Source organism: Hydrogenophaga pseudoflava, from assembly GCF_031020795.1.
Lineage (GTDB): Bacteria > Pseudomonadota > Gammaproteobacteria > Burkholderiales > Burkholderiaceae_C > Hydrogenophaga > Hydrogenophaga pseudoflava_A.
On record NZ_JAVHJP010000002.1, the window covers coordinates 695336 to 719156 of the forward strand.

Genomic DNA, 23821 nt, shown 5'->3' on the forward strand with positions numbered 1-23821 from the left:
TACCACCGCTTTCTCATGGCCATTCACACGATCCTCAAGATGGGCGACCCCAGGCTGCTGCGGACCGCGCAGCCGGTGCAGAGCTTCGACACGCCAGAGCTGCACCAACTGGTCGCCGACATGGAAGAGACCATGGCCGCGGCGAACGGGGCCGGCCTGGCGGCGCCGCAGATCGGCGTGGACCTGCAGGTGGTGATCTTTGGCACCGGTGCGCCCAACCCGCGCTACCCGGACGCGCCGGTGGTGCCGCGCACCGTGCTGATCAACCCGGTTATCACCCCGCTGGGCGATGAAGAAGATGAGGGCTGGGAGGGCTGCCTCTCGGTGCCGGGGCTGCGGGCCGTGGTGCCGCGCTGGCGGCGCATCCGCTACCAGGGTTTTGCCGCCGACGGCAGCCGGGTGGACCGCGAAGTCGAAGGCTTTCACGCCCGGGTGGTGCAGCACGAATGCGATCACCTGATGGGCACGCTGTATCCGATGCGCGTGCGCGACTTCACCCGCTTCGGTTTCACCGAAGTGGTGACTCCGGGTGTGGCGGAAATCGAAAAAAACTGAAACAAAAAGTCTTCGGAAAGGGGCTGCGGCTTCGCTATGCTCGTTTCCTTTGTTGCGCTGCAACGCGGCATGTCGTCTGAATGCAAATGAAACCACTTCTTATTCTGTTGGGCTCGCTTGGCCTCAGCGCCTGTGCCGGCATGGGGCCTCCGCCGGAGCGCAGCGTGCAGACGGTCGAAGCCAGTCTGCCCAAGGCCTGGTTTGCTCCTGCGTTGCCCCATCAGGGCCAGACCACCGCGCTGGTCGACTGGTGGTCGCGCCTGGGCGATCCCCGTTTGCAGGAGTTGATCGGACAGGCCCAGCAGGGCAGCGCCAGCATCATGGCGGCCCGTGCGCAGGTGTTCGCGGCGCGCGCGGCGCTGGCCGGCGCCGACAGCGCCACGCTGCCCCAGGTGGGTCTGACCGCCGGCGCCTACCGTGGCGTGGACGCCAGTGCCCCGCTGGGCACGGGCATGAACGTGGGCCTGCAGGCCTCGTGGGCGATCGACCTGTGGGGCCAGAACGCGTCGTCGGTGCGCCAGGCTTCGGCCCAGGCCAATGCGGCGCAGGCCGGCTGGCATGAGGCCCGCGTGCTGATGGCGGCCGAAACGGCGCGGCTGTACCTGGGCTGGCGCTCCTGCCTGGCGCAGAAGGCCGTGATCGACAGCGACCGCGCCTCGCGCGCCATCACCGCCCAGAGCGCGGCCGACACCGAGCGCGCCGGTCTGCTGGCACCGGCCACCGCCGCCCTGGCGCGCGCAGGTCAGGCCGACGCCGAGGCGCGGCTGGCGCAGCAGCACCGCCAGTGCGAGCAGCAGTTCAAGGCCATCGTGGCGCTGGTTGGGGCCGATGAGCCCGCTCTGCGCGGGCGCCTGGGTGCCGGTGGCACCTTGCCCGACCCGACCGCGGCCGGTTCGGCCCTGGCCGTGTCGGCGGTGCCGCTGGAGGTGATTCGCCAGCGGCCGGACGTGGCCCGTGCCCAGCAGGAACTGGTCGCGGCCGCCGAAGGTGTGGGTGTGGCCCGGGCCGCGCTCTGGCCCAGCCTGAATCTGAGCAGCAACGTGTTGCGCAACCGGTTCACCACCGGCGGCGAGAGCACGACCTTCAACACCTGGTCGGTCGGTCCGCTGGTGGTGAACCTGCCGCTGATCGGCCGCGGTGGCCTGAACGCATCGGCCGAGTCTGCTGCCGCGCGATACGAGTCGGCGGCCATCGGCTACGCCAATGTGCTGCGCCGCGCCATCGCCGAGGTCGAGCAGTCGCTGGTGGCGCTGGACACGCTGCGCACCCAGTTGGTGGCCAGCCAGCAGGCTGTGGCGGGCTACACCCGCTCGTTCGAGGCCACCGAGGCGCGCTACCGCGTCGGCCTGGCCAACCTCAACGAGCTGGAGGAAGCGCGCCGGCTCAAGCTCAACGCAGACAGCGGCGCCGTGGCGCTGCAACTGGACCACCTGAACACCTGGATCGCCCTGTACGTCGCCCTGGGCGGCGGTTTTGACCCCCAGATCGCGCCGGAACCGGTGCGCCAAGCCTCATGAAGAAGACCATGCGCCAACTGTCCGTTGAATCCTCTGGCCGCCTCGCGGCCGTGCTGCTGCTGTCGTCGGTGCTCGCGGTGGCCTGCGGCGGCAGCGACAAACCCGCCGAAGATGCGGCCGCCAGCCCGGCAGCGCCCGCAGCCGATGGCGCCGCGCCCGCCGCCCCCAAAGCCGCGATGACGGTGAGCACCGCCAAGCCGGAAACTGCCAGCCTGGCCCTGCAGCTGCAGGCCAACGGCAACATCGCCGCCTGGCAGGAGGCCAGCGTGGGCGCCGAGGTGCCGGGCCTGCGCCTGGCGACGGTGAATGTGAACATCGGCGATGTGGTGAAGAAGGGCCAGGTGCTGGCCACCTTCGCCCGCGAGACCACCGAGGCCGAGAGCCTGCAGGGCAAGGCGGCGCTGATGCAGGCCGAGGCCGCAGCCGAGAGCGCCAAGGCCGACGCCGACCGGGCGCGCTCGATCGAGAACACTGGTGCGCTGTCCAAGTCCCAGATCGCCCAGTACCTGACACAGGAAAAGGTCACGCGCGCGCAGTTCGAAGCCGCCAAGGCGGCCTATGGCGCCAGCCAGGTGCGCCTGGGGAACACCCAGGTGCGCGCGCCCGACGATGGCGTGATCTCTGCCCGCACCGCCACGGTGGGTTCGGTGGCAGGCGCCGGGCAGGAACTGTTCCGCCTGGTGCGCCAGAGCCGCATGGAGTGGCGTGCCGAGGTGACGCCGGCCGAGGTCGGTCAGGTCAAGGTGGGTCAGAAGGTGGAGGTCACGTCCGCCAGCGGCCTGAAGGTGGCCGGCACGGTCCGTGCCATCGCGCCCACGGCCGACCCTCAGACCCGCAACGTGCTGGTGTTCGCCGACCTGCCGAAACACACCGAACTCAAGGCCGGCACCTTCGCACGCGGGCAGTTCCAGATCGGAACCAGTCAGGCGCTGACCGTGCCGGCGCAGGCCATCGTGGTGCGCGACGGGCACAACTACGTGTTCGTGATCGGTGCCGACAGCAAGGCCGCCCAGCGCAAGGTGGAGACCGGCCGACGCGCGGGCGACCGCGTCGAGGTGCTGCAGGGCCTGAAGGCCGACGAAACGGTGGCGGTGCAGGGCGCCGGTTTCCTCAACGAGGGCGACCTCGTGAAGATCGCGCAGTGAAGGACCGGCCATGAACGTTTCCGCGTGGTCCATCCGCAACCCGATTCCGGCGGCGATGCTGTTCGTCATGCTCACACTCGCCGGTCTGTTTTCGTTCCAGGCGATGAAGGTGCAGAACTTCCCCGACCTGGACGTGCCCAACATCACCATCGTCGCCAGCCTGCCGGGTGCCGCACCCAACCAGCTGGAAAACGACGTCGCGCGAAAGATCGAGAACAGCCTGGCTTCGCTGCAGGGCCTCAAGCACATCTACACCAAGGTGCAGGACGGCACGGTTTCGATCACGGCCGAGTTCCGCATCGAGAAGGCGACGCAGGAAGCGCTGGACGACGTTCGCTCGGCCGTCGCCAAGGTGCGCGGCGACCTGCCCACCGACCTGCGCGAGCCCATCATCAACAAGCTGGAACTGGCCGGTGGCGCCGTGCTGGCCTACACGGTGCGTTCGGACAAGATGGACGACGAGGCCATCTCATGGTTCGTGGACAACGACGTGGCCAAGCTGCTGCTCTCGGTGCGCGGCGTGGGGGCCATCAACCGGGTGGGCGGCGTCAACCGCGAGGTGCAGATCCTGCTGGACCCGCTGAAGCTGCAGTCGCTGGGTGCAACCGCGGCCGACATTTCGCGCCAGCTGGCACGCGTGCAGATCGAGAGCGCGGGTGGCCGGGCCGACATCGGCGGCAGCCAGCAGCCGCTGCGCACGCTCTCGTCGATGAAGTCGGCCGAGGAACTGGCCGCGCTCGAGCTGTCGCTCTCCGATGGCCGGCGCATCCGGCTGGACCAGATCGCCACCGTCAAGGACACCATCGCCGAGCCGACCGCAGCGGCTTTTCTCGACGGCAAGCCGGTGGTCGGTTTTGAAGTGGCGCGCAGCCGAGGCGCCAGCGAGGTCGAGGTCGGACATGGCGTGCGCGCCAAGCTCAAGGAGCTGCAGGCCGCCCGTCCGGACCTGCAGATCACCGAGTCCTTCGATTTCGTGACGCCGGTGGAGGAGGAATTCAACGCCTCCATGACCCTTCTGTACGAGGGCGCCATCCTCGCGGTGCTGGTGGTCTGGCTGTTCCTGCGCGACTTCCGCGCCACCGTGGTCTCGGCCGTGGCGCTGCCGCTGTCGGCCATCCCGGCCTTCATCGGCATGCACTACATGGGATTCACCATCAACGTGGTCACGCTGCTGGCCATGTCGCTGGTGATCGGCATCCTGGTGGACGACGCCATCGTGGAAGTGGAAAACATCGTGCGCCACATGCGCATGGGCAAGACGCCGTACCAGGCGGCGATGGAGGCGGCCGACGAGATCGGCATGGCCGTGATCGCCACCACTTTCACCCTGATCGCGGTGTTCCTGCCCACGGCCTTCATGGCCGGCATTCCTGGCAAGTTCTTCAAGCAGTTCGGCTGGACCGCGGCGCTGGCGGTGTTCGCCTCTCTGGTGGTGGCGCGTGCGCTCACCCCCATGATGGCGGCCTACCTCCTCAAGCCGGTGGTGACCGCCAAGGAGCAGCCGGCCTGGGCGCGCAGCAACCGCTTCTTCGGCGGCCTCTGGGCCTGGATGACCAACCAGAACGAACCCGGCTGGCTCGACACCTACCAGCGCTGGGCTGCGGCCTGCATCCGCCACCGCTGGCTGACGCTGATCGGCGCCGTCCTGTTCTTCTTCGGCTCGCTGGCGCTGATCCCGTTGCTGCCGCAGGGCTTCATCCCGCCAGACGACAACTCGCAGACCCAGGTCTACCTGGAGCTGCCGCCGGGCGCGACGCTGTCGCAGACGGTGGCGACCGCCGAGCGGGCACGGGTGCTGGTCACCGGCGTGCAGCACGTCAAGTCGGTCTACACCACCATCGGGTCCGGTTCGGCCGGCAGCGATCCGTTCGCTCCGCAGGGTGCGCAGGAGTCGCGCAAGGCGGCGCTGACCATCCAGCTGGACCCGCGCGGCCAGCGCCCGCGCAAGCAGGTGATCGAGAACCAGATCCGCGAGGTGATGTCCGGCCTGCCGGGCGTGCGCTACAAGGTGGGCCTGGGCGGCTCGGGCGAGAAATACATCCTCACGCTCACCGGCAACGACGCCAACGCGCTGTCGACTGCGGCCCGCGCCATCGAGAGCGACCTGCGCACCATCAACGGTGTGGGCAGCATCCAGTCCTCGGCCGCGCTGGTGCGCACGGAGATCATCGTCACGCCGGACCTGCAGCGCGCCGCCGACCTGGGCGTGACCAGTTCGGCCATCGCCGAGACGCTGCGCATCGCCACCGTGGGCGACTACGACAGCGCCCTGCCCAAGCTGAACCTGCCGCAGCGCCAGGTGCCGATCGTGGTCAAGCTCGACGGCGCGGCGCGCGAGAACCTGGACGTCCTGGGCCGCCTCGCCGTGCCCGGCGCGAAGGGGCCAGTCATGCTCAGCCAGGTCGCCACGCTCAGCTTCGGCGGTGGCCCTGCCGTGATCGACCGCTACGACCGTTCACGCAACATCAACTTCGAGGTCGAGCTGGCCGGCATTCCGCTGGGCGACATGAAGACCGCGGTCGAGCAGTTGCCCAGCATCCGGAACCTGCCGCCGGGCGTTCAGGTGCTGGAGATCGGCGACGCCGAGGTGCAGGGCGAGCTGTTTGCCAGTTTCGGTCTGGCCATGCTGACCGGCGTGCTGTGCATCTACATCGTGCTGGTGCTGCTGTTCAAGGCTTTCCTGATGCCGCTGACCATCCTGCCGGCGCTGCTGATGTCCTTCGGCGGCGCCTTCGTGGCCCTGCTGCTGACCAACAAGAGCTTCTCCATGCCCTCGCTGATCGGTCTGGTGATGCTGATGGGGGTCGCGTCGAAGAACTCCATCCTGCTGGTGGAGTACGCCATCGAGGCGCGCCGCCAGCGCGGCCTGCCCCGACTGGAGGCGATCCTGGACGCCTGTCACAAGCGCGCGCGGCCCATCGTGATGACCACCATCGCCATGGTGGCGGGCATGCTGCCGGTGGCGGTGGGGTCCGGGGCGGCGGATGGCAGCTTCCGCTCGCCAATGGCGGTGGCGGTGATCGGTGGTCTCATGACCTCGACCCTGCTGAGCCTGCTGGTGGTGCCGGCCGTGTTCACCATGGTGGACGACCTGAGCATCTTCTTCGCCCGCCTGTTCGGTCGCCAGGTGCGGGATGAGCGGGCGCACGAGCGCGACCCGAATGCGCTGATCCACCCCGCATGAGGGGGGGCTGGAGGGTGCTCAGCCCTCCAGCGTTTCCAGCAACTCGGTCTCGATCTGGATCTGGCGCTTGTTGACCTGCAGCTCGGGGCCGCTGATCAGGAAGGTGTCTTCGACGCGTTCACCCAAGGTGCTGACCTTGGCCAGCTGCACGCTGATCTGGTGTTGGGCCAGCACGCGAGAGATGCAGTAAAGCAGTCCGGCGCGGTCGCTGGCCGAGATGCTCAGCAGCCAGCGCTGCGCTTTTTCGTCGGGCCGAAGGTCCACCCGCGGCGTGATCGGGAAGCTCTTGACCCGGCGTGACAGCCGGCCCTTGCTGGGCGGCGGCAGCGGGCCACGTGCGTCGATGGTGCTGGCCAGCTTGTTTTCGACCATTGCGATCAGTTCGCGGTAGTGGTCCGACAGCGTCGGCGCCACCACCTGAAAGGTGTCCAGCGCATGGCCCGTCATGGTCGTGTGGATGCGGGCGTCCAGGATCGAGAAACCGGCGTTGTCGAAATAGCCGCAGATGCGGGCGAACAGGTCGTTCTGGTCGGGGGAATAGACCAGCACCTGCAGGCCCTCGCCCTCGGGCGACAGACGGGCGCGCACGATGGCGGCGTCCGGGGCGCTGGCCTCGCCGGCCGGCGCCGGCGCCACGCCGGACCCGCTGCGCGCGTTGATGGCCAGCTGGCGCGTGAGCACCCGCGTGTGCCAGGCGATCTCGTCGGCCTGGTGGCGCATGAAGTAGCCCACGTCCAGCGTGTCCCAGAGGGTCTTGTGCGCCTGGTGGGGCAGGGCGTGCAGCGCGAGCATCGACAGGGCCTCGCGCTTGCGCGCCTCGACCACGGCGTCCGGATCGGGTGCGCGGCCGCCCAGGGCGCGCAGGGTGTAGCGGTACAGGTCTTCCAGCAGCTTGCCCTTCCAGGCGTTCCACACCTTGGGGCTGGTGCCGCGGATGTCGGCCACCGTGAGCAGGTACAGCGCGGTGAGGTAGCGCTCGTTGCCCACGCGCTGGGCGAACGCGCCGATCACGTCCGGGTCGCTCAGGTCTTCCTTCTGGGCGATGCGGCTCATGGTCAGGTGCTCAGACACCAGGAACTCGATCAGCCGGGCGTCCTCGCGCGCGATGCCGTGCTGGCGGCAGAAGCTGCGCACGTCGCGCGCGCCCAGCTCGGAGTGGTCGCCGCCGCGACCCTTGGCGATGTCGTGGAACAGCGCCGCCACGTAGAAGATCCAGGGCTTGTCCCAGCCGGCGGCCAACTGCGAGCAGAACGGATACTCGTGCGAATGCTCGGCAATGAAGAAGCGCCGCACGTTGCGCAGCACCATCAGGATGTGCTGGTCCACGGTGTAGACGTGGAACAGGTCGTGCTGCATCTGGCCCACGATGTGGCGGAACACCCAGAGGTAGCGCCCGAGCACCGAGGTCTGGTTCATCAGCCGCATGGCGTGGGTGATGCCCTCGGGCTGCTGCACGATCTGCAGGAAGGTGGCCCGGTTGACCGGGTCGGCGCGGAAGGCGCCGTTCATGATCGGGCGCGCGTTGTACAGCGCGCGCAGCGTGCGTGCCGACAGGCCCTTGATGCCCACCGTGGTCTGGTAGAGCAGAAAGGTCTCGAGGATCGCGTGGGGCTGCTGGATGTAGAGGTTGTCGCTGGCCACCTCCAGCATGCCGGCCTTGTCGAAGAAGCGCTCGTTGATTGGGCGCATCTGGTCGGCGCCGCACTCGTCGCTGTTCAGGCGCTCCTCGATGTTGAGCAGCAGGATCTGGTTGAGCTGGGTCACGGCCTTGGCCGCCCAGTAGTAGCGCCGCATCAGCTCCTCGCTGGCGCGGCGGGCCAGGCGGGTGGTGGGCGCCGGCGGTTGCTCGTGCGGGCCGGCCGGCGCCGGCGCCTGCGCCTTGTAGCCAAAGGATTCGGCCACCGCGGTCTGCAGGTCGAACACCAGCCGGTCCTCACGCCGGTGGGCCAGCAGGTGCAGCCGCGCGCGGATCAGGCTCAGAAGGGCCTCGTTGGCCTTGATCTGGCGCACCTCCAGCGGCGTGGCCAGGCCCCGTCGCGCCAGCTCATCCCAGCTGCGGCCCAGCCCGGCGGCCTTGGCCACCCAGAGGACGACCTGCAGATCGCGCAGGCCGCCCGGCGACTCCTTGCAGTTGGGCTCGAGCGAGTAGGGCGTGTTCTCGTACTTGGTGTGGCGCTGCCGCATCTCCAGCGTCTTGGCCACGAAGAAGGCCTTGGGGTCCATGACCTCGCCCAGGCGCCGCACCAGGCCGGTGAACTGCGCCCGCGAACCCACGATCAGGCGGCATTCGAGCAGCGAAGTCTGCACGGTCACGTCGCGCTCCGCTTCCTCCACGCATTCCGAGGCGGTGCGCACGCTGGAGCCGATCTCCAGGCCCACGTCCCAGCAGGCGCCGATGAAGGATTCCAGGCGCGCCTTCAGCGCCTCGTCGCCGTCGGGCGTCGCGCCGTCCGGCAGCAACACCAGCACGTCGACGTCCGAGTTCGGGAACAGCTCGCCACGGCCATAACCACCGACGGCCAGCAGCGAGAACCCGGCGCCAAATCCCGCATTGGTCCAGAGCTGCCGCAGGGTGTCGTCGGTCAGTCGTGCAAGTTGCTGCAGCGTGCGGCGCACGCCGCGGGTCGATGAACCCTGTTCGCCCAGCTGGGTGAACAGGGTGGTCTTGTCCTGGCGGTAGCGCTGGCGCAGCGCGCCCAGCTCGCCTGCGGCTTCACCCATGGCTAGGCTCCGGAATCAGCAGACGGTGGTGGTCACGAAAGGGGGCAGGGGCGGGCTGCCCGCCGAGAGCGTGAGCACCTCGTAGCCCGTGGGAGTCACCAGCACGGTGTGTTCCCACTGCGCCGACAACGAACGGTCGCGCGTGACGATGGTCCAGCCGTCGCCCATCTCCTTGATGTCGCGCTTGCCGGCATTGATCATCGGTTCGATGGTGAAGGTCATGCCGGGCTTGAGCTCTTCGAGCGTGCCGGGGCGGCCGTAGTGCAGCACCTGCGGCTCCTCGTGGAAGCGCTGGCCGATGCCGTGGCCGCAGAACTCGCGCACGATCGAATAGCCATTGCCTTCGGCGTAGGTCTGGATCGCATGGCCGATGTCGCCCAGGCGCACGCCGGGCTTGACCATCACGATGCCCTTCCACATGGCCTCGAAGGTGACCTGGGTCAACCGCCGGGCCTGCACGCTGCAGGCGGCCTCGCCGCCAATGAGAAACATGCGGCTGTTGTCCCCGTACCAGCCCTCTGGCGTGATCACGGTGACGTCGACGTTGAGGATGTCGCCCTTCTTGAGCGGCTTGTCGTTGGGGATGCCGTGGCAGACGACGTGGTTGATCGAGGTGCAGAGGTGGCCGGGGTAGGGCGGGTAGCCAGGGGGCTGGTAGCCGATGGTGGCCGAGCGCGTGCCCTGCTGCTTCATGTAGTCGGCCGAGAGGCGGTCGATTTCCAGCGTGGTGACGCCGGGCTGGATGTGCGGGGTCAGGAAATCCAGAACCTCCGAGGCCAGGCGGCAGGCGGTGCGCATGCCGGCGATGCCAGCCTCGTCTTTGTAGGTGATGCTCATGGGGCGCAATTATCCCGTGGCGGGCAGCGGTTTGAAACGAAGGGTGAAATAGCCACCCGGGCGCAGTCGTCACTCCTATACTCGCCCGCTCCTTCCCCCCCCCCACAGCGAGGCGCTTGCATGAAAAAGCTATTGATCACCGGTTTGTCCCTGATGGCCCTGTCCGGCTCCGCACTGGCACAAGGCGTTGGCGTGTACGGCGTCGCCGGCACGGGTGGCCTCGGGGTGGGTCTGAACCTGCCGGTCGGTCCTGCCCTGGGCGTTCGCGGTGAGCTGGCCAGCCTGACCGAGTCGGACACCTACACCGAGGACCAGATCACCTACAAGGGCGACCTCAAGCTCAAGGGCAACGGCGTGTTCGTCGACTTCCGCCCCTTCCTGGGCACCTTCCGCATGGTCGGAGGTGCCACCTTCGGCGGCACCTCGGCCGCGCTGAATGCCCAGGCCACCAACGGCTCGGTCACCATCGACGGCCAGCGCTTCGACGCCACGGGCAATTCCCTGCGCGCCGACATCAAGTACCCGAGCACCATGCCTTACGTCGGCGTGGGCTGGGGCCACGGCCGGCACAACGAACCGGGCTGGACCTTTGGCCTGGACCTGGGCGTGTCCATCGGCAAGCCCAAGGTCAAGCTGACCGGCTCGGGCGGTCTGCTGGCCCAGCCGGGCGCCCAGGCCGCCATCGCCGCCGAGGAGCGCAAGGTGCAGGACGACCTGAACAGCGCCAGGGTGCTGCCGGTCGTCAATGTGAGCGTCGGATACCAGTTCTGACACCCGGTGAGCCGCCGGGTGGCGGGTAAAATCGCGGGCTTTCCCCCATCCCCGGGACGCCCCGCGCCCGCCAGCCCCAAGGCCACCCACCGTGACCCTGCACCTGCGCTTCTTTGACGGCGGCAACGCCGTCAGCGACTTCAAAGTCCAGCAACTCCTGCCCCGTCTGCAGGGCATCTCCGACAAGATCAACGGCCTCTCGGCCCGCTTCGTGCACCTGGCGTCGTTCGACGCCGCGCCCGACGCCGCCACGGTGGACCGCCTGGGCCAGCTGCTGACCTACGGCGAGCCGGCCTCTGAGGCCTTCGTCGCCGCTGAACAGGCTGGCGCTCCCGCGTTGTACGTGCTGCCCCGGCTGGGTACCGTCTCGCCCTGGGCCTCCAAGGCCACCGACATCGCACACAACTGCGGCCTGACGCTGCACCGCGTCGAGCGTCTGGTCGAGTTCCGCATCGGATTGAAGTCCGGCCTGCTGGGCAAGGCCAGCCTGAGCGAAGACCAGCTGCGCGCCGTGGCCGACCTGCTGCACGACCGCATGACCGAGGCCGTGACCACCGAGCGTTCACAGGCCGAAGCCCTGTTCACCGAACTGCACCCCGCGTCCATGGAGCACGTGGATGTGTTGAGCGGTGGCCGCGCCGCGCTGGAAAAAGCCAACAGCGAATGGGGCCTGGCCCTGGCCGACGACGAGATCGATTACCTCGTCAACGCCTTCAACGGCCTCAAGCGCAACCCGACCGACGTCGAGCTGATGATGTTCGCGCAGGCCAACAGCGAACACTGCCGCCACAAGATATTCAACGCGCAGTTCACCATCGACGGCGTGGCGCAGGACAAGAGCCTGTTCGGCATGATCCGCCACACCCACCAGACGAGCCCGCAGCACACCGTCGTGGCGTACTCGGACAACGCCTCCATCATGGAAGGCCACCAGCTGGAGCGCTTCGTGGCGCGCGCCGGGGCCGATACGTCGCCCGCGTATGCCGCAGAAGCCGCCACCCATCACATCCTGATGAAGGTGGAAACGCACAACCACCCGACCGCGATTTCCCCCTTCCCCGGCGCCTCCACCGGCGCGGGCGGCGAGATCCGCGACGAGGGCGCGACCGGCCGCGGCTCCAAGCCCAAGGCGGGACTGACCGGATTCACCGTGTCCAAGCTCTGGGGGGGCCTGTCCGACCAGCCGGGCGGCAAGCCCGAGCACATCGCCAGCCCGCTGCAGATCATGACGGAGGGTCCGCTGGGCGGGGCGGCGTTCAACAACGAGTTCGGCCGTCCCAACCTGCTGGGCTACTTCCGCGAATACGAGCAGGACGTGGGCGGCGTGACCCGCGGTTACCACAAGCCGATCATGATCGCGGGCGGCCTGGGCCAGATCGACGCAACCCAGACCAAGAAGATCGATTTCCCGGCCGGCACGCTGCTGATCCAGCTCGGTGGACCGGGCATGAAGATCGGTATGGGCGGTGGCGCCGCCAGCTCCATGGCCACCGGCACCAACGCCGCCTCGCTGGACTTCGATTCCGTGCAGCGCGGCAACCCCGAGATCGAGCGCCGGGCGCAGGAAGTCATCAACCACTGCTGGGCGCAGGGCGAGAAAAACCCGGTGCTGTTCATCCACGACGTGGGCGCGGGCGGTCTGTCCAACGCCTTCCCCGAACTGGTGAACGACGCTGGCCGCGGCGCGCGCTTCGACCTGCGCGCCGTGCCGCTGGAAGAGAGTGGCCTGGCGCCCAAGGAAATCTGGTGCAACGAGAGCCAGGAACGCTACGTGCTGGCCATCGCGCCCGAGTCGCTGCCGCAGTTCAAGGCCTTCTGCGAGCGCGAGCGTTGCCCGTTCTCGGTCGTCGGTGTGGCGACCGAAGAGCGCCACCTGTCGCTGGTCGATGAAGGCAAGGAAAGCCCGGTCGACATGCCCATGGACGTGCTGCTGGGCAAGCCGCCCAAGATGCACCGCGATGTCAAGACGGTGCAGCGCAGTTTCAAGCCCATGGACCTGACGGGCGTCTCGCTGGAAAAAGCCGTGATCGACGTGCTGAGCCACCCGACCGTGGCGTCCAAGCGTTTCCTGGTCACCATCGGCGACCGCACGGTAGGTGGCCTGTCGCACCGCGACCAGATGGTCGGCCCCTGGCAGGTGCCGGTGGCCGACTGCGCGGTGACCCTGGCCGACTACGCCGGGTTTGCCGGTGAAGCCATGAGCATGGGCGAGCGCACGCCGCTGGCGGCCATCAATGCCGCGGCCTCGGGCCGCATGTCGGTGGCCGAGGCGATCACCAACCTGCTGGCCGCGCCCATCGAGCTGCCGCGCGTCAAGCTGTCCGCGAACTGGATGGCCGCCTGTGGCGAACCGGGTGAAGACGCCGACCTGTACGCCACCGTCAAGGCCATCGGCATGGAACTGTGCCCGGCGCTGGACGTGTCGGTGCCGGTGGGCAAGGACAGCCTGTCCATGCGCACCCAGTGGACGGCCGACGGTGAAAAGAAGAAGGTCACCTCGCCGGTGAGCCTGATCGTCAGCGCCTTTGCGACGCTGACCGACGTGCGCGGCACGCTCACGCCGCAGCTCAACCGCGATATCGACGACACCACCCTGGTGCTGGTGGACCTGGGCAAGGGCCGCAACCGCCTGGGTGGCAGCGTGCTGGGCCTGACCCTGGGGCAGCCGGGCGACGAGGTGCCGGACCTGGACAGCCCGCAGGACCTGATCAACCTGGTGAACGCCGTCAACGCACTGCGCGCCCAGGGCCAGATCCTGGCCTACCACGACCGTTCCGATGGCGGCCTGCTGGCCGCGGCGGCAGAAATGGCCTTTGCCGGCCAGGTGGGCGTGTCGCTGAACGTGGACATGCTGGTCACCGAAGGCGACGGCATCACCGACAGCCGCATGGACAGCGGCGACGCCAAGAACTGGGCGCAGCAGGTCAGCGCCCGCCGCGAGGAACTCACGCTCAAGGCCCTGTTCAGCGAAGAACTGGGCGTCGTCCTGCAGGTGAAGACCGAAGACCGCAACGCGGTGATGCAGACCCTGCGCGAGCACGGCCTGTCCAAGCACAGCCACTTCGTCGGCAAGACCCGCCCGGCGTCCTCGTCCATCGACGTGGGCAAGGGACAGCTGCAGGTCTGGCGCGACACCAAGGCGGTCTTCAGCGCCAGCCTGTTCGACCTGCAGCAGGTCTGGGACAGCGTGAGCTGGAAGATCAACCAGCAGCGCGACAACCCGGCCTGCGCCGACAGCGAACACGCCGCTGCTGGTCAGCCCGCCGACCCGGGCATGCACGTGGCCCTGACGTTCGACCCGCTCGACAACGTGGCCGCGCCGTTCCTGAACCTGAGCCGCCCCAAGGTCGCCATCCTGCGCGAGCAGGGCGTGAACTCGCACGTGGAAATGGCCTACGCCTTCACGCAGGCCGGTTTCGAAGCGTATGACGTGCACATGACCGACCTGCAAAGCGGTCGTGCCAAGCTGGCCGACTTCAAGGGCGTGGTTGCCTGTGGTGGTTTCAGCTACGGCGACACGCTGGGCGCCGGCATCGGTTGGGCGCGCAGCATCACCTTCAACCCGGTGCTGTCCGAGCAGTTCCAGGGCTTCTTCGGCCGCGCCGACACCTTCGGCCTGGGCGTGTGCAACGGTTGCCAGATGTTCGCCGAGCTGGCCGACATCATCCCCGGCGCCGAGGCCTGGCCGCGCTTCACCACCAACCAGAGCGAGCGTTTCGAGGCCCGCCTGTCGATGGTGGAAGTGCTGGCATCGCCCAGCCTGTTCCTGCAGGGCATGGCCGGCAGCCGCCTGCCGATCGCCGTGGCGCACGGCGAAGGTTTTGCCAACTTCAGGCACCGCGGCAACCCGGCGCAGGCCATCGCCGCCATGCGCTTCGTGGACAACAGCGGCGCCGCCACCGAGCAGTACCCGTTCAACCCGAACGGCAGCCCGGGCGGCCTGACGGCGGTGACCACGGCCGACGGCCGTTTCACGGCCATGATGCCGCACCCCGAGCGCGTGTTCCGCAACATCCAGATGAGCTGGACCAGCGGCAACCCGTCCGATCTCAGCCCGTGGATGCGCATCTGGCGCAACGCGCGCAAGTGGGTGGGCTAATCCCGCGATGAGCCGCCTGCACCCGCTGCCCGCCGACACCGCCCTGGCCTACGCCCGCGACGGGGCGGTGGTGCTGCGCGGTGTGCTGAACAACGACGAACTGCGCACACTCGAAGCCGGCATCGAGCACAACCTGGCACAGCTGAGCCCGCTGGCGCTGGTGGCGAGTGAGCCCGACGACCCGGGGCGCTTCGTCGAAGACTTCTGCACCTGGCAGGCGAATCCCGGTTACCGGAGCATCCTGCAGGAGTCGGCCTTGCCGCATCTGGCGGCGCAGCTGATGCAAAGCCGCACGGTGCGCCTGTACCACGACCACCTGCTGGTCAAGGAAGCGGGGACGCGCCAGCCCACGCCCTGGCACCAGGACCAGCCGTACTACAACGTCGGTGGCATGCAAAACGTGAGCTTCTGGATCCCGGTGGACCCTGTACCGCTGGCGAGCACGCTGCGGTTCGTGGCCGGCTCGCACGACGGCACCTGGTACATGCCGCGCACCTTCCGCGACCAGCAGGCCAAATGGTTTCCCGACGGCACGCTGGCCGAGCTGCCGCCCATCGACGCCGAGCCCGACCGCTACCGCCAGCTTGCCTGGGCGCTCGAGCCGGGCGATTGTGTGGCCTTCCACATGCTCAGCCTGCACGCCAGCAGCGGCACCGGTCCCGGCGCGCGGCGCCGCGTGTTCTCGGCGCGCTACCTGGGCGACGACGCGACCCATGCCCTGCGCCGCTGGCGCACCTCACCGCCGTTCCCCGACCTCGACCAGCGCCTGCCCGACGGCGCGCCGATGGACGACCCGCTGTTTCCCCTAGTCTGGTCCTGAAGAAAGTTGAACCACCTCCATGGCCTCCAGCCTCCTTGCACTGCTTGACGACATCGCCACCCTGCTCGACGACGTGGCCACCATGACCAAGGTCGCTGCGCGCCAGAGCGTCTCGGCCGCCGACGATGTGGCCGCCATGACGCAGATGGCGGCCAAGAAGACGGCGGGTGTGCTCGGTGACGACCTCGCGCTCAACGCACAACAGGTCACGGGCGTCAACGCCGACCGCGAGCTGCCGGTGGTCTGGGCGGTGGCCAAGGGCTCGCTGATCAACAAGGCCATCCTGGTGCCGGCCGCGCTGGCCATCAGTGCCGTCGCGCCATGGGCGATCACGCCGCTGCTGATGTTGGGCGGCCTGTTCCTCTGTTTCGAGGGTGCCGAGAAGCTGATGCACAAGTTCTTCCACGCCAAGGAAGACGACGACGCCCACCACGCCGAACTGGTGAAGGCCGTGAGCGACGAGAAGGTCGACCTGGTTGCCTTCGAGAAGGAGAAGATCAAGGGTGCGGTGCGCACCGACTTCATCCTCTCGGCCGAAATCATCGTGATCACTTTGGGGGCGGTCGCATCGGCGCCCTTTGCCCAGCAGGTGGCGGTGCTGGTCGGCATCTCGCTGATCATGACCGTCGGCGTGTACGGTCTGGTCGGCGGCATCGTCAAGCTCGATGACGCGGGTATGCACCTCAGCCGCAGCGCGTCGTCTGCGGCACAGGCCTTCGGGCGCGGGTTGCTGGTGTTCGCACCCTGGCTGATGAAGGCCCTGTCCGTGCTGGGTACGGCCGCCATGTTCCTGGTCGGTGGCGGCATCCTGCTCCACGGCGTGCCCGCGCTGGGGCACGCCGTCGAGCACTGGGCGCAAGGCCTGGGTGCGGTCGGTGGTCTGGTCAACAGCCTGGCCGGAGGCGTGGCCGGACTGCTCGCCGGCATCGTTTGCGTGCTGCTGTTCAATGCGTTCAACAAGCTGCGCGGTCAGTCCGCACACTGAATGAACAGGGGTGGTTTTGACATGAGTCAAGACCACTCCCGCCGCGGTGCTCCAGACTGGTGCCCATGAACAGAGGAGCCACCATGAACACCACCGTCGACACCCAGGCACCGATCAGCAACTTCACCAACTGCCATGCCGGCATCGTCAAACGCCTGAGCGCACTGGACGAACTGCCTGCGTTGCTGGAACCCGCCGCCCGCGCCCGCAGGATCGCCGAACAGTCGCTCGAGTTCTTCCGCGAAGCCATCTTCGAGCACCACCTGGAGGAAGAGCGCGAACTGTTCCCCGCGGTGATCGCTTCGGCCCAGCCCGGCGCCGAGCTCGAGAAGGTCAAGACCATGACCAAGCGCCTGACCGAAGAGCACCGCATGGTGGAAGCGCTGTGGAAGCGGCTGGAGAAGGGGCTCAAGCAGGTCGCCAAGGGCCAGAGCACCGACCTGGACATCGCCGAGGTGCAGCGGCTGGTGACCGAGTACACCGCGCACGCCGCCTACGAAGAGGCCGAGTTCCTGCCGCTGTCGGAAGTGATCCTGGGCCGCAACAACAACCACATGGCCGCGCTGGGCCTGAGCCTGCACATGCGCCACGCCAAGCCGGTGGCCGCGTACATCTGATCCTGTCGGGCAGGCCGGCGTGGCCTGCTGCCGATCTTCGCGGCGGGCAGAAAGACAGCTTGAGTGCCCCTGGGCCTGTGTGTCGCTCGCGCATGCACTACAGTCCGGGCGCATGAAAGATCGGCCAGGCACGTCTTCCGAATCCACACCCGAGCTCTGGCGCGTCGACAGCGACGACAGTGTGGCGGTGCTGAATATCCCCGGCCTCAACGGTCGGGCGCGGCTGTTCGATGTGGACATCTCGCTGCTGGTGAACGTGCCGGCCGAGCCGCCGGGCGACGCCTGGCTGGAGCTGGCGGTGGAGTTCGACGGCCAGCTCCAGTGGAGCCGCCGCATTTCCGCCCACAACCCCGGGCAGACCGACGGGCTGGACTACCACCAGCGGTGCCGGCTCGAAGCGGAGCAGGGCGTTCGGGTGCGGGCGGTGGCCAAGGTCAAAGGGGTGAGCGTGCGGCAGTTGCTGCTCGAAGCGCGGGAAGCTGTGTGATGCATGAAAAGGAAATCACCATGGGCATCGACGTGAGGTCGGCGCAGGCGGCAGACATCCCTGCGACCGCTATGCTGTTCGACCTCTATCGCCAGTTCTATGAACAGCCGTCTGATCTGGCGCTGGCGCAGGCCTTCATTGCCGCGCGCCTGACCAACAGGGAGTCCGTGATCCTGGTGGCAGAAAGTGCCGCCGGTTTGGTGGGCTTTTGCCAGCTGTACCCGACCTATTGCTCCGTGGAAGCCAAGCCGATCTACACCCTGTACGACCTGTTCGTGGCGCCTGCCATGCGCAAGGCAGGCGTCGGGCGCTTGCTGTTGCTGGCCGCCGAAGCCCATGCAGTCCAGCAAGGCAAGGAGCGCATGGACCTCACCACCGCCAGAACCAATGCCACGGCCCAGCGGCTGTACGAATCCCTGGGCTGGGTGCGTGACGATGTCTTCCTGACCTACAACCGCCGGGTTCAGACCCCCGCCGTCGGCCGCGTCTTGTAGAACCTCACCGGGCTGGCCGGCACCGCGTTCATCACGCTGCGTTTGATCTTGCCGACCACGTGCATCTCGCACGGCTTGCAGTCGAAGCGCAGGGTCAGCTTCTCCTTGCCGTTGATCAGCTGCATGGGTTCGGCCTTCACCGTGCCCTGCACGCCGGTCACGCCCTTGGCCTGTTTGGGGCAGAGGCTGAGGCTGAAGCGAACGCAGTGCTTGGTGATCATCAGGCTGACTTCGCCTTCTTCCTCGTGGCTCTCGTAGGCGGCGGCAATGACCTTCACGCCGTGCTTCGCGTAGAAGTCGCGGGCCTTGTGGTTGAACACGTTGGCCAGGTACGTGAGCGTGTCTTCCGGGTAGGCCACGGGCGGTTCCACCGGCGTCGCACGCGGCAGGCGGTGCCAGGCCGCAGAGCGGGCGGCTTCGAGCTGTTCCACCGCGTCGCGGCGCAGGGCGTTGAGCTGTGAGGCGGGCACGAAGCGCGGACCGTTCAGGTTCAGCGTCACGTCCAGCGGCTGGAACAGGGTGTCGCCCAGGCGTGAAAGGTTCTCACGCAGTTTCGCGTCTGCCTGGCTGGGGTCCTTGGCATCCTGCAGCGGGCCGGGCAGGGTGGCGCTGCCGCTGTGGCCGTCTTCGTCGGTCACGGTGAGCCGTAAGCCATCGGTGGTTTCGTCCAGTGTCAACCACGCGGCGATGCGGCGTTCGGCCGATTTCTTCTCCAGACCGCGCACCCAGTCCATGTCGCGGTTGCGGTTGACCTGCACGCCCTTGCGCAGGTCCTTGAAGCCCTCCATCGGGTCTTTGGGAAAGACGCGCCAAAGCCCCTTTTTGTTGACGGCTTCAGCGCGGTTGATCTGCAGGCCCACCAGTTCCTTCTGCAGGTCCAGGTAACACAGGCCGTCGCCGTTGTGGATCACTGTGGATGCGTCGTCGGTCTGCAGCTCCACGAAGTTGGGGCCGGTGGCGGTGACGAAGCCGATCGGCCGGCCCGGGTTCTTGGGCGTGTCGAAGGCGCCAATGTCCTCTTTGCGGCCCTGCACGAAGTAGTCGGTGAACTCGCGGTTGAAGTTCTGGTCGGGGTCGGGCTGAAAGTGGAAGGTGCATTCGCCGCTGCTGGCGCGGACGAGTTCCGGCCGTTCTTCCAGGATCTCGTCGAGCAGCACGCGGTAGTGCGCAGTGATGTTCTTGACGTAGGCCATGTCCTTGTAGCGGCCTTCGATCTTGAAGCTGCGCACGCCCGCGTCGATGATTTCGCGCAGGTTGTCGCTCTGGTTGTTGTCCTTCATCGACAGCACGTGCTTGTCGTGCGCCACGATGCGGCCCTGGCTGTCTTTCACCTCATAGGGCAGGCGGCAGGCCTGCGAGCAGTCGCCGCGGTTGGCGCTGCGGCCGGTGTGGGCGTGGCTGATGTAGCACTGGCCGCTGTAGGCCACACAGAGCGCGCCGTGCACGAAGAACTCGAGGATGGCGCGGCCGGGAGCGTCCTTCGCTCCGAGCGCGGCGTCGATGGCGGCGATCTGCTGCAGCGTCAGTTCGCGCGCCAGCACGATCTGGGACAGGCCCGCATCCTGCAGGAAGCGCGCCTTCTCGGGCGTGCGGATGTCGGTCTGGGTGCTGGCGTGCAACTGGATCGGCGGCAGGTCGATTTCCAGCAGGCCCATGTCCTGCACGATCAGCGCGTCCACGCCTGCGTCGTACAGCTGCCAGGCCAGTTTGCGGGCGGGCTCCAGCTCGTCGTCGCGCAGGATGGTGTTCATCGTCACGAAGATGCGGCTGTTGTAGCGGTGGGCGTGACGCACGAGGCGGGCAATGTCCTGCACGCTGTTGTCGGCGCTGGTGCGGGCGCCGAAGGACGGGCCGCCGATGTAGACCGCGTCGGCCCCGTGGTTCACGGCCTCGATGCCGATGTCGGCGTCGCGGGCAGGGGCAAGCAGTTCGAGCTGGTGAGGCAACATGGTGACGCAGGAAATGGGGCGGTACAGGCAGAATCAGGGCCTCCAACGGCCCCCGCAAATCAACCCGATATTGTCCCGGAGATCGCCCATGCCTGCTGCCCAAGACCCTTCGAGTACCGCCATCGTCCTCGTCCATGGTTCCTGGCACGGCGCCTGGTGCTGGAAGCGGGTGCTTCCGCTGCTCAGAGGCGCCGGTGTGGACGCCCACGCGGTCACGCTCACCGGGGTGGGGGAACGGGCGCACCTGCTGAGCCCGACGGTGGGCATCAATACCCACATCCAGGACGTGATCGGGCTGATCGAGGCCGAGGAACTGCCGCGCGTGTTGCTGGTCGGTCACAGCTACGCGGGCAACCTGATCACCTGCGTGGCCGACCGCCTGCAGCGTTCGCACCCCGGCCTGCTGCAGCACCTCGTCTACCTGGACGCAGGCGTCCCCGATCCTGGCAACAGCTGGAGCACCCCGCACGCGCCGGAGACCGTGGCCAAGCGTGCGGCCGAGGCGCAGGAGAGCAGCGGCGGGCTGAGCTTTCCACCCCCGGACGCCAGCGTGTTCGGCCTGGAGGGCGCCGATCGCGACTGGGTCAACCGCCGCCAGACGCCGCAGCCTTACCGCCTCTACCACGAGACCCTGCTGTTCGATCCGGCCCTGGTCTGGGCCATCCCGCACAGCTTCATCGACTGCACCAACCCGCCGCTGGCCACCATCGACGCGGCCCGCAAGCGGGTGCGCAGCGAGCCGGGCTGGACGGTGTATGAACTGGCCACGGGGCACGACCCGATGGTGAGTGCGCCGCGCGAGCTGGCGCAGCTGCTGCTGAAGGTGCACTCCAGTTGCCGGTGACCGCCACACCCCGGCTGGACCGCATCGACCTGCTGCGTGCGGCGGCGATGCTGTGGATGACCGCCTTCCATTTCTGCTTCGACCTGAACCACTTCGGCTTCATCGCGCAGGACTTCTACGACGACCCGTTCTGGACCTGGCAGCGCACGATGATCGTGAGCCTGTTCCTGTTCACCGCCGGGCTGTCGCAGGCGGTGGCCGTGCAGCAGGGACAAGGCTGGCCGCGTTTCTGGAAGCGCTGGGCGCAGGTGGCCGGTGGGGCGCTGCTCGTGTCGGCCGGCTCCTGGCTGATGTTCCCGGACACCTTCATCTACTTCGGCATCCTGCACGGCATCGCGGTCATGCTGATCCTGGTGCGGCTGACGGCGGGTTGGGGCGCCTGGCTCTGGCCGCTGGGTGCGCTGGCGATTGCGATGAAGTGGGTCGCGCCCCTGGTGATCGGCGCGCTGCCCTCGCTGGCCTTCCTGAACCAGCCGGGCTGGAACGCGCTGGGCTTCATCAGCGAGCTGCCGGTGACCGAAGACTACGCCCCGGTGCTGCCCTGGCTGGGCGTGATGTGGTGGGGCGTGGCGGCAGGGCGCTGGCTGCTCGTGCACCGGCCGCAGTGGCTGGGTGCGGGCGATGCACCCGTCGCCGGTTTCAAGCGCGCGATGGTGGTGCTCGGGCGCTGGAGTCTGCCGTACTACCTGCTGCACCAGCCGGTGATGATCGGCCTGCTGGCGGCCTTCGTGTGGTGGCGCGGCTGAGCTGGTTCAGGCGCAGAACGGCCGCAGGAACTGCGCCGCCACGAACAGGTCTTTCTCGATCGCGCGCCGCACACCGGCGCTGTCGCGCAGCCGCAGCGCCATCACGGCGTCGCCGTGCGCCTCGTTGATGACCCGCAGCGAGGCCGGTGCCTCGAACAGTTTGTTCGACAGCGGCCCGACCTTGAGCCAGACGGTCTCGATCAGCGAGAGCAGGGTGGGCGAGGCGGCGGCCTGGTACAGGCGCAGGTGGAACAGCTCGTTGGCGTCGAGGTAGCCCTTGGCGTCGTTGGCCTTGAGCGCGTCGCGCATCTGCTGCTCCAGTGCCAGCAGTTCGGCCACGCCGCTGGCGTCCAGCCGGTGGGCGCCGCGCTCGGCGGCCTCGCCTTCGAGCAGCAGCCGGGTCTGCAGCACATCGTCGAACTCGGCCAGCGAGAGCTTGGGCACCTGCATGCCGGCGTGCGGCACGTTGACCAGCGCCCCCTCGGCCGCCAGCCGCTGCAGGGCGGCTCGCACCGGCATCACGCCCACGCCCAGCTGCTGGGCGATGGCGTGGATCTTCAGCCGCTCGCCCGGCAGAAACTTGCCGACCGTGACCCACTGGCGCAGCCGCGTGTAGGTCTCGTCCTGCTGCGTCGGGGCGGGTGATGTCTTCATGGCATGGGGGTCAGCGCAGCGGGGTGATCTGCGCCAGCACCTCGTCCAGCGCGGAGGTCAGCCGGGCGACCTGTTCTTCGGTGGTTTGCGGGCAGACCAGCATCATGTTGTGGAAGGGCGTGATCATGACACCGCGATTGAGCAGGCCCAGGTGGATCAGGTGCTCCAGTTCGCCGTCCAGGCTGCGGTCGGCCTCGCTGCCGCTGGCGGGCGGGGTGGGGCAGAACTGGAACTCGGTGCGGGCGCCGACCTGGGTCACGCACCAGGGCAGGCCTTGGCGTGCGATCACCTGGCGCAGCCCGTCGGCCAGGCCTTGCGCCAGCCCCAGCATGTGGCCGTAGGCATCGGGCGTCATGACCTCGGTCAGCGCGGCGCGCATCGCGGCCATGGCGAGCATGTTGCCGGTCAGCGTGGTGCCGATGCCGCTGTGGCCGGGCGGGGCTTCGCGCTTGGCCCGTTCGGCGCGCGCGGCCAGTTCGGCGCTCATGCCGTAGACCGCGCAGGGCACACCGCCGCCCACCGGCTTGCCCAGCACCAGGGCATCGGCCGCGATGCCGTGGGCCTGCGCGTAGCCGCCCGGGCCGGTGCTGATGGTGTGGGTTTCGTCCATCACCAGCAGCGTGCCGTGGCGGCGGATGATGCGCTGGGCTTGGTCCCAGAAGCCGGGCTCGGGCAAGACCATGCCGATGTTGGTCATCACCGGTTCGGCCAGCACGCAGGCCACGTCGCCGGCCTTCAAGGCGTCTTCAAGCGCGGCCAGGTCGTTGAATTCCACCACCACCGTGGTGTCCAGCAGCTTGTGCACCTGGCCCAGCAGGCTGTCGCGCTGCACCGGGCGGCCGTCGACCAGGTCGACGAACACGTCCTCGATGGTCCCGTGGTAGCAGCCGTTGAACACGAGGATTTTCTTGCGGCCCGTGGCGGCGCGGATCCAGCGCACGATGTAGCGGTTGGCGTCGGTGGCGCTCATCGCGAATTGCCAGACCGGCAGGCCAAAGCGCTGCGCCAGCTGTTCGCCGACCACGGCAGCGTCCTCGGTGGCCAGCATGGTGGTGTAGCCGCGCGAGGCCTGGCGGGCGAGGGCGGTCGCCACCGGCGCCGGCGAGTGGCCGAACATGGCACCGGTGTCACCGAGGCAAAAGTCGACCAGGGTGTGGCCGTCGACGTCGGTCACCTGGGCGCCGCAGGCGTGGTCCACGTGCAGTGCGAAAGGCGTGTCCCAGTCGTTCATCCAGTGCAGCGGCACGCCGAACAGCAGGTGCCCGCGCGCACGCTCGGCCAGTGCGGCCGAGCGCGGGTGGTCGGCGGTGAAGCGCGCGCGTTCCTGCGCGAGAAAGGCCTGGGCGCGGGCCCAGTCCAGGCCGGCGCGGGTGGGGCGTTGCTCTTGCGTCATGTC

The 23821-nt window shown here is 68.2% G+C and carries 18 protein-coding genes; 13 read left to right on the forward strand and 5 right to left on the reverse strand.

Annotation, left to right across the window (positions count from 1 at the left end; all coding sequences use genetic code 11):
- Positions 1-15 precede the first annotated feature (15 nt).
- The 4 genes from def (at position 16) to RCO38_RS09075 (ending at position 6401) form a co-directional block, all read left to right on the forward strand.
- The gene (gene def, locus RCO38_RS09060; protein WP_308327965.1) at positions 16-555 is read left to right on the forward strand and encodes a peptide deformylase; all 540 of its coding nucleotides are present in this window, start codon (positions 16-18) and stop codon (positions 553-555) included.
- Positions 556-641: 86 nt separating this feature from the next.
- Positions 642-2072 carry an efflux transporter outer membrane subunit gene (locus RCO38_RS09065; RefSeq protein WP_308327966.1) on the forward strand — a complete coding sequence of 477 codons (1431 nt, stop codon included), beginning with the start codon at positions 642-644 and terminating at the stop codon, positions 2070-2072.
- Positions 2073-2080: 8 nt separating this feature from the next.
- Positions 2081-3217 (forward strand): efflux RND transporter periplasmic adaptor subunit, encoded by a 1137-nt coding sequence (locus RCO38_RS09070; protein ID WP_308327967.1) that lies wholly within the window; start codon positions 2081-2083, stop codon positions 3215-3217.
- A gap of 10 nt (positions 3218-3227) precedes the next feature.
- Positions 3228-6401, forward strand: a complete 3174-nt coding sequence (locus RCO38_RS09075; RefSeq protein WP_308327968.1) for an efflux RND transporter permease subunit — start codon at positions 3228-3230, stop codon at positions 6399-6401.
- A gap of 18 nt (positions 6402-6419) precedes the next feature.
- Here RCO38_RS09075 and RCO38_RS09080 read toward each other — a convergent pair whose 3' ends face one another.
- Together RCO38_RS09080 and map are read right to left on the reverse strand one after the other, a co-directional pair.
- On the reverse strand, positions 6420-9122 hold the full coding sequence (locus RCO38_RS09080; RefSeq protein ID WP_308327969.1) for a [protein-PII] uridylyltransferase: 2703 nt from the start codon (positions 9120-9122) through the stop codon (positions 6420-6422).
- A gap of 15 nt (positions 9123-9137) precedes the next feature.
- Positions 9138-9959 (reverse strand): type I methionyl aminopeptidase, encoded by an 822-nt coding sequence (gene map, locus RCO38_RS09085; RefSeq protein WP_308327970.1) that lies wholly within the window; start codon positions 9957-9959, stop codon positions 9138-9140.
- 120 nt (positions 9960-10079) lie between these two features.
- Here map and RCO38_RS09090 point away from each other — a divergent pair, with 120 nt between their 5' ends.
- From RCO38_RS09090 to RCO38_RS09120, 7 genes are all read left to right on the forward strand, one after another.
- A complete protein-coding gene (locus tag RCO38_RS09090) occupies positions 10080-10730 on the forward strand; it encodes a hypothetical protein (protein WP_308327971.1) in 651 nt (216 codons plus the stop codon).
- A 91-nt stretch (positions 10731-10821) separates the two neighbouring features.
- Positions 10822-14829, forward strand: coding sequence for a phosphoribosylformylglycinamidine synthase (gene purL / locus RCO38_RS09095; protein WP_308327972.1), 4008 nt, complete (start codon positions 10822-10824; stop codon positions 14827-14829).
- Between the two features lie 7 nt (positions 14830-14836).
- Positions 14837-15649 (forward strand): phytanoyl-CoA dioxygenase family protein, encoded by an 813-nt coding sequence (locus RCO38_RS09100; protein WP_308327973.1) that lies wholly within the window; start codon positions 14837-14839, stop codon positions 15647-15649.
- Positions 15650-15668: 19 nt separating this feature from the next.
- Entirely contained in the window at positions 15669-16634 is a 966-nt protein-coding gene (locus RCO38_RS09105) for a DUF808 domain-containing protein (RefSeq protein ID WP_308327974.1), read from the forward strand.
- Between the two features lie 83 nt (positions 16635-16717).
- Positions 16718-17251: a hemerythrin domain-containing protein gene (locus tag RCO38_RS09110; protein WP_308327975.1), complete on the forward strand. Its 534-nt coding sequence runs from the start codon at positions 16718-16720 to the stop codon at positions 17249-17251.
- A gap of 112 nt (positions 17252-17363) precedes the next feature.
- On the forward strand, positions 17364-17738 hold the full coding sequence (locus RCO38_RS09115) for a hypothetical protein (protein ID WP_308327976.1): 375 nt from the start codon (positions 17364-17366) through the stop codon (positions 17736-17738).
- Between the two features lie 20 nt (positions 17739-17758).
- Complete coding sequence (locus tag RCO38_RS09120) at positions 17759-18232, forward strand: GNAT family N-acetyltransferase (RefSeq protein ID WP_308327977.1); 474 nt, start codon at positions 17759-17761, stop codon at positions 18230-18232.
- Here the strand turns inward: RCO38_RS09120 and RCO38_RS09125 are convergent.
- Positions 18202-20181 carry a peptidase U32 family protein gene (locus tag RCO38_RS09125; protein WP_308327978.1) on the reverse strand — a complete coding sequence of 660 codons (1980 nt, stop codon included), beginning with the start codon at positions 20179-20181 and terminating at the stop codon, positions 18202-18204. The two genes, RCO38_RS09120 and RCO38_RS09125, sit on opposite strands and share 31 nt — an antisense overlap.
- 88 nt (positions 20182-20269) lie before the next feature.
- On the opposite strand from RCO38_RS09125, the gene RCO38_RS09130 reads away from it, so the two are divergent.
- Positions 20270-21025, forward strand: coding sequence for an alpha/beta fold hydrolase (locus RCO38_RS09130; protein WP_308327979.1), 756 nt, complete (start codon positions 20270-20272; stop codon positions 21023-21025).
- Positions 21022-21771 (forward strand): heparan-alpha-glucosaminide N-acetyltransferase, encoded by a 750-nt coding sequence (locus RCO38_RS09135; protein WP_308327980.1) that lies wholly within the window; start codon positions 21022-21024, stop codon positions 21769-21771. The genes RCO38_RS09130 and RCO38_RS09135 overlap by 4 nt, the downstream gene beginning before the upstream one ends.
- Before the next feature lie 6 nt (positions 21772-21777).
- Here the strand turns inward: RCO38_RS09135 and RCO38_RS09140 are convergent, their stop codons facing one another.
- Entirely contained in the window at positions 21778-22425 is a 648-nt protein-coding gene (locus RCO38_RS09140) for a GntR family transcriptional regulator (protein WP_308327981.1), read from the reverse strand.
- A 10-nt stretch (positions 22426-22435) separates the two neighbouring features.
- Entirely contained in the window at positions 22436-23818 is a 1383-nt protein-coding gene (locus RCO38_RS09145; RefSeq protein WP_308327982.1) for an aspartate aminotransferase family protein, read from the reverse strand.
- Positions 23819-23821: the final 3 nt, after the last annotated feature.